Annotated in this window: 5 protein-coding genes; 3 read left to right on the forward strand and 2 right to left on the reverse strand. The window is 71.6% G+C overall.

Features of this window, described 5'->3' with window-relative positions; all coding sequences use genetic code 11:
* The first annotated feature begins 17 nt into the window (after positions 1–17).
* The 3 genes from ACFO6V_RS26910 to rlmC are packed head-to-tail and all read left to right on the forward strand — an operon-like array spanning position 18 to position 3,315.
* The gene (locus ACFO6V_RS26910; RefSeq protein WP_377141888.1) at positions 18–638 is read left to right on the forward strand and encodes a DinB family protein; all 621 of its coding nucleotides are present in this window, start codon (positions 18–20) and stop codon (positions 636–638) included.
* A gap of 33 nt (positions 639–671) precedes the next feature.
* A complete protein-coding gene (locus ACFO6V_RS26915) occupies positions 672–2,033 on the forward strand; it encodes a M15 family metallopeptidase (RefSeq protein WP_377141891.1) in 1,362 nt (453 codons plus the stop codon).
* Positions 2,034–2,088: 55 nt separating this feature from the next.
* Complete coding sequence (gene rlmC, locus ACFO6V_RS26920) at positions 2,089–3,315, forward strand: 23S rRNA (uracil(747)-C(5))-methyltransferase RlmC (RefSeq protein ID WP_377141894.1); 1,227 nt, start codon at positions 2,089–2,091, stop codon at positions 3,313–3,315.
* Here the strand turns inward: rlmC and ACFO6V_RS26925 are convergent.
* Positions 3,282–4,874 carry a sigma-70 RNA polymerase sigma factor region 4 domain-containing protein gene (locus ACFO6V_RS26925; protein ID WP_377141897.1) on the reverse strand — a complete coding sequence of 531 codons (1,593 nt, stop codon included), beginning with the start codon at positions 4,872–4,874 and terminating at the stop codon, positions 3,282–3,284. The two genes, rlmC and ACFO6V_RS26925, sit on opposite strands and share 34 nt — an antisense overlap.
* Before the next feature lie 199 nt (positions 4,875–5,073).
* Positions 5,074–6,198: zf-HC2 domain-containing protein (locus ACFO6V_RS26930; protein ID WP_377141899.1), on the reverse strand; the 1,125-nt coding region annotated here is incomplete at its 5' end.

Raw genomic sequence — 6,198 nt, forward strand, 5'->3', positions numbered from 1 at the left:
GAGGACACACTGTCCTCATGGCACAGACGACTGACAGCGTGACCGGCTCGGGTGAGCTCGAGCAGAAGCAGGTCCTGAAGAAGTACCTGCAGGAAACCCGTGAGGCCCTCCTGTGGAAGCTGGAGGGCCTCACGGAGAAGCAGGCGCGCTGGCCACTGGTCCCGTCGGGCAACAACCTGTTGGGCCTCGTGAAGCACTGCGCCAACATCGAGATCGGCTACTTCGGTCCGACCTTCGGCAGGGACTGGCCCAACCCCGAGGAGATCGTCTCCGAACAGGCATGGGAAGAGGACCCGCAGGCCGACTGGTACGCGACGGCCGACGAGTCCGTCGCGTCGGTCACGGACCTCTACCGGCGGGCCTGGGCGTTCGCCGACGAGACCATCGACACGCTCCCGCTGGACGCCCCGGGGCGGGTGCCGTGGTGGACGAACAGCGAGGTCACGCTGTTCCGCATCGTCATCCACGTGAGCGACGAGATCGCCCGGCACGCCGGCCACGCCGACATCCTGCGCGAGCTGACCGACAAGTCCGTGGGCCTCTACGCCGACAACACCAACATCCCGGACTGGGAGAAGAGCGACGTCGAGCTGTACATCGAGAAGCTCAAGAACCTCGCGGAGCGCGCCGGGAATTAGCGTCCCGGCCATAGATTCGCCAAACTTCGGGCCATGCCCCTCAACGCGGAGCCGCCCGCACCCGCCGGACCACCACTCGACCCCGCCGCCGTCGCGTCGAGCCCGCCCCAGGGCACGACCGCCGAGGTACCGGACGAGGCGCGGCACCAAGGCACGACGCCCGGCAGGGGCCCGTCGGACGGCGGGTCGATGCGGCCGCTGGTGGTCTTCCTGATCGCAGCGGCAGTCGCGCTGGTGGGCAGCATCGTGTTCGCGTTCGTCCACATCGGCAACGAGCGCGAGCGGGCAGAGCTGGCCGACGCGCGCGCCGACGTCGTGCAAGCGGTCGACGAAGGGCGCACGGCCCAGGAGGGCCTGGCCCAGCAGATCGCGACGGCGGAGAAGGTCCTCGCGTCCTCCGACGGCAAGGTGGTCGACTCCGCCGTCCGCGTCGACCTGGTAGGCCACATCGCGGCAGCCAAGGAGCTCGGCGCGATGCGGCCGCCGGCCGTACCCGAGCCCGGCACCGCAGCCCTCGACACGACCGAGGACGTCGACGCGCTGGAGGCCGCGGCGACCGAGTGGGCGATCACCATGCGCACCACGGCGACCACCCTGGTCGCGGCCACCGAGGACGTGCAGGCGTCGAACCGGCAGTGGCAGCAGAACCGCAAGGACGCCAAGGCCAAGGCCATCGCGGCGGCGGAGCGTACGAAGAAGGCCGCCGCCCAGCTCAAGACGGCGAAGGTCACGCTCACGAAGGTCACGGCGCAGCTCAAGATCTCGGTGCGCGACTCCGAGTACACCCTGAGCTGGACCGCCGACGTCGGCGCTCCAGCCGCCGTCCGCAAGGCCATCATGACCCATCGTGCCGAGGGCAAGGCGGCGCTCGCGGCCGGCGCGAACCTGAGCAACCTGCGCTCCGTCCAAGCGCTCGGCGAGCGGCGCGAGGCAGCGCGGGCCGCGATCGAGGCGGCGGCGTGGGATGCGCGCGCGACGGTCGCCGACGGTTCCAACGGACGGCTCGACGTGGACGAGCTGTGCAAGGTCGGGGTCGGGCCCGAGGGGCAGGACCAGTACCTGCGCTGCGACGCGGCCCAGGCCTGGAAGAAGCTGGACGCTCGGTTCAAGGCGGAGTTCGGCAAGCCGCTGCGCGTGGAGTACGGCTACCGGCCCTACGACTGGCAGCTCCAGGCGCTCGACGAGTTCGGCAGCGGGCAGGTGGCGGCGCCGGGAACCTCGAACCACGGCTTGGCGCTGGCGGCAGACGTGCCGGTGGACGACGGCTTCCGCTTCGGCCGGCCCGAGTACACGTGGCTCGCCGCCAACGGGCCCAAGGTCGGCTGGCACCACCCGGAATGGGCGCGCCAGGGCGGTGGCCGCGAGGAACCGTGGCACTTCGAGTACGTGGGCTGACGGCGGTGCGTCGGCGCTGATCAGGGCGTTTGCGTAGGGGTTGGATAATGGAGGTGTGCAGTGCCCCCACTACGACGCCGGCCGCTGCCACTCCTGCACCCTCCTGGAGATCGACTACCCCACCCAGGTGCTCGACAAGGAGCGGCACGTCGCTGCGCTCCTCGCCCCCGTCCTGGCAGACAAGTCCGCAGATGGTTCGACAGATTCGTCCACAGACTTGTCCACAGGCTCAGCCCTGACCTGGCTGCCCCCGGTCAGCAGCGCGGAGTCGGCCTTCCGCAACAAGGCGAAGATGGTGGTGAGCGGCACCGTGGCGGAGCCCGTCCTGGGCATCCTCGACCGGGCCGGCCACGGCGTCGACCTCACGGACTGCGGGCTCTACCCGGACGCCCTGCAAGCCTCCTTCGCTCCCCTTGCCGCCTTCGTGACGCGCGCGAACCTGGAGCCGTACCAGGTCTCGGGCGTCGGCAAGCGCGCGCAGCAGCGGGGCGAGCTCAAGTACCTGCTGGTGACCCTCTCGCCCGACGGCGAGCTCATGGTCCGGTTCGTCCTGCGCTCCCAGGAGGCGATCGCGCGGATCCGCAAGCACCTCGCCTCGCTGCAGGCGGAGCTTCCGGCACTGGCCGTGGCTTCGGCGAACATCCAGCCGGCGCACGCCGCGGTGCTGGAGGGCGACCTCGAGATCTCCCTCACCGAGCGCACCACCCTGCCGATGCGCATCGACGACATCACGCTCGACCTACGCCCGCAGAGCTTCTTCCAGACCAACACCGCGGTCGCGACCGAGCTCTATCGGCAGGCCAGTGCCTGGGTCTCCGAGTTCGACCCGAGCAGCGTCTGGGACCTGTACTGCGGCGTAGGCGGCTTCGCGCTGCACTGTGCCGCGCCGGGGCGCGCCGTCACGGGGATCGAGATCAGCGCGGAGGCGGTGGCCGCGGCGTCGGGCACCGTGGAGAAGCTGCGCGACGGCGTAGGGGCGGCGCGCTTCCGTGACGTCACGTTCGCCGCGGGTGACGCGACGGCGTTCGCGATCGGGCCGGACGCCCCCGAGCTGCCCGAGATGGTGATCGTCAACCCGCCGCGGCGAGGTATCGGCACGGACCTGGCGCAGTGGCTGGAGACCTCGGGGATCGAGCACGTCCTGTACTCGAGCTGCAACGCGACGACGCTCGCCAAGGACCTCGCCGCGATGCCGTCGCTTCGGCCGGTGCGGGCGCGTCTGCTCGACATGTTCCCGCAGACCTCGCACTACGAGGTGCTGATCCTCCTGGAACGGGTGTGATCAGGCGGTACGGGCCGGTGATCTCGTCCGCCGACCCACTCGATACCTGGTTCGTACGCGTCCCACAGCTGGTGCGGGATATCCGCTCCCCGGTTCGTCGGGGTGCCGGCGGCGGCGTATCCGAGACTCGACGCGGAAGCTGAGGTGCCGGACGCGGCGGCGTTCTTCTTGGCCTGGCCCGGCGGGACCTTGTCCTTCTTGGCCTGGCCGGGCGGAGTCTTGTCCTTCTCCTGACCCGGCGGGACCTCGTCCTTCGTGGCTTGACCGGGCGGAGTCTTGTCCTGCTTCGCCTGGCCGGGCGGGACCTTGTCCTTCTTGGCCTGGCCCGGCGGGATCCCGCCCTTCTTCGCGAGGCCGGGCGGAGTCTTGTCGTTCCCGCCCCCGCTCGGTGGGGTAGCGGTATCCGGCGTGTCGGTGCTGCCCGAGCCGTCGGGGTCGTCGGCCTGGCCGGGCGGAACGTCGTCCTGCTTCGCGAGGCCCGGGGGCAGCTCGGTCTTCTTCGTGAGGCCCGGGGGCAGGCCGCTGCCCTCCGCCAGGTCCGGCACGACCGAACGGGTCGGCTCGGGAAGGGTCGTCGGGTCCGCCGCCCGGGAGGTCGGCGTCGCGCCCCGAACCGCTGGTCTCGCACCCTCCTCCGTCGAGACGGAGACGGTCCCGGACTCGAGGAAAGCAGGCATGCCCCCGAGGCCGCCGGTCACCCCCGTCGTGACGGCAGTAGTGAGGAAGAGTCCGCTGGCCACAGTCGCCGACAGGCTCACCGGATCGGTCAGCGCGCTGCGGACGGTCAGCACCACACGGGTGCCCAGGGTGGCGAGCCCGCCGCCCAGCCCGGCGCCGGTCACTCCCGCAGTCACGAACGCCGTGCCCGTCTCCGTCACGGCCGCCGCGCCGAGCAGGAGAACGGGTGCGGCGGCGCGCAGCATCCAGTACGACTCCCGGACGTCGACGAAGGCCCTGGTACAGCCCGAGCACTGGACCATGTGGTCCTCGACCTTCTGCCGGCGGCCCGGCAGGAGACGGTTCCGTACGAAGTCGTGCAGGGAGGCCCTGGTGGACTCGCACTCGGCGTTGTCCGCCGCGCCGGTATGCGTCTCGGCAAAGCTGCTCGCGAGCCGGTTCTCGGCACGACGGAGGCGACGCTTGGCGGCGTAGGGCAGCACGCCTATCTCGTCGGCTATCGCGGCGACCGGACGGGACGCCACGTGGTGGTCCCACAGGAGCTGTTGATCACCCGCGGGCAGCCGCTCCATCGCGGTGGTCAGTACCTCGAAGTCCAGAGCGCGGCGGACCGGTGCGCTGAGGGCTTCCGCCCGCGAGGTCTGCTCGTCCGACGAGGGCTCCTCGTGCGCCATCTCCTGCGCCGCGTCCACCGCCGCGGCGCTCCAGAAGGCGACGGGGTCGGAGATGCCGCCCTGTCTCATGAGCTCGACGCACAGCAGCTCGAGCCCGCGGCTCGCCGCCAGCTCCGGGTCGATACCGGGTACACGTCGCGAGACCGTGAAGACGACAGCACGACGGTGCGCTGCCCACTGGCTGAGGTCCGCGCTGGTGACCGTCACGCCGACTCCCTCCCGCACACGACAGCGCGCCGCGTGCCATCACGTTCCACGAAACCTCGGTCGTGCATGCTCGCAAAGAACGCGCGCGCATGGAAGGTGCGGACGGCGTCGGCCGTCGATCTTGGGCTGCCGCCCAGCAGTGCTGTGCGTTCGCACAGCACTGAGGGGATGCGGGCCAGGTAGGAGGCCCGCATCGCAATCAGTTCCCTACCGCTGACTGGGCATCGTCGACGGCTTGGCCGGCGTTCCCGGCGACCGTGCCGAAGAACAGTGCCCAGATCTCGTCGATCGTGGTCGTGGCGAGGTCGATGCCAGGCAGGTCGGAGAGACCCAGGCTGAGGAGGAGGGCGTCCAGCGCCGCACCGGGGCCGGGGGTCTCGGGGTCGGGCGGATCCGGCGGGTCCGGGGGGTCGGGCGGGTCCGGAGGCTCCGGCGGATCCGTGGGCTCGGGCGGGTTCGGCGGCTCGGTGGGCTCCGGATCGGGCTGGGTCGGAGGCTTCACCGGGTCGGGCCGGTCCGTGCCGCCGCCCGGAGCCGGTTCGGCTGCAGGCGGGTTGTTGTCCGCAGGCTCGGGGTCGGCAACCTGCTGCTCGGGTGCCGGCGCCGGGGCGGCGTCTTCCTTGGGTGTGGTGGCCGGGCGCGGCTGGGGGTCGGCGGGCGGGATCGACGGCGGTCGCTCCTCCGTGGCTTCCTCAGGAGAGTTCGGCGCGCCGCCGCCGCCAGCGCCGCCACCACCGCCGCCTGCACCGCCACCGCCCGCACCGCCGCCGCCCGCACCGCCGCCACCGGCTCCGGCGGCATCCTCGATCGCCTGGATCGGCGGCTTGTCAGCCTGGCTGGCGATCATCGCCGCGGCGCCTCCGCCGATCGCCAGCGCGGCCAGCACTCCGGCTGCGACGGCGGTCTCCTTCTTGCCGAACGATCGCGGGCGCGCACCACCGGCACCGGCAGCCCCGGCCCCGGCCCCGACGACTGCGCCGCCGACCCAGCCGCCTGCGATGAGGTGCTGTCCGAGGTCACGGAGCATCCAGGACACCTCGCGGACGTCGACGAACGCCCTGGTGCACTCGGCGCACCCGTCCATGTGGACCTCCAGGCGCCGTTGGCGGCGGGGCAGGAGGCGTCCCTTGAGATAGTCGTGCATGGCGGAGCGGGTGCTGCGGCACTCGGGTTCGTTGACGCCCTGGGCGTGGGCTGCGGCGAACGCGCCGGCGAGGCGTTCTTCGGCCCGGCGCAACCGCATGGTCACGGCGTGGGGGCGCACGCCGAGGTTGGTGGCGATGTCGGCGACCGCACGGTCGTGGACGTGGCGTTCCAGGAGGAT

The organism is Promicromonospora alba, from assembly GCF_042654905.1.
GTDB lineage: Bacteria > Actinomycetota > Actinomycetes > Actinomycetales > Cellulomonadaceae > Promicromonospora > Promicromonospora alba.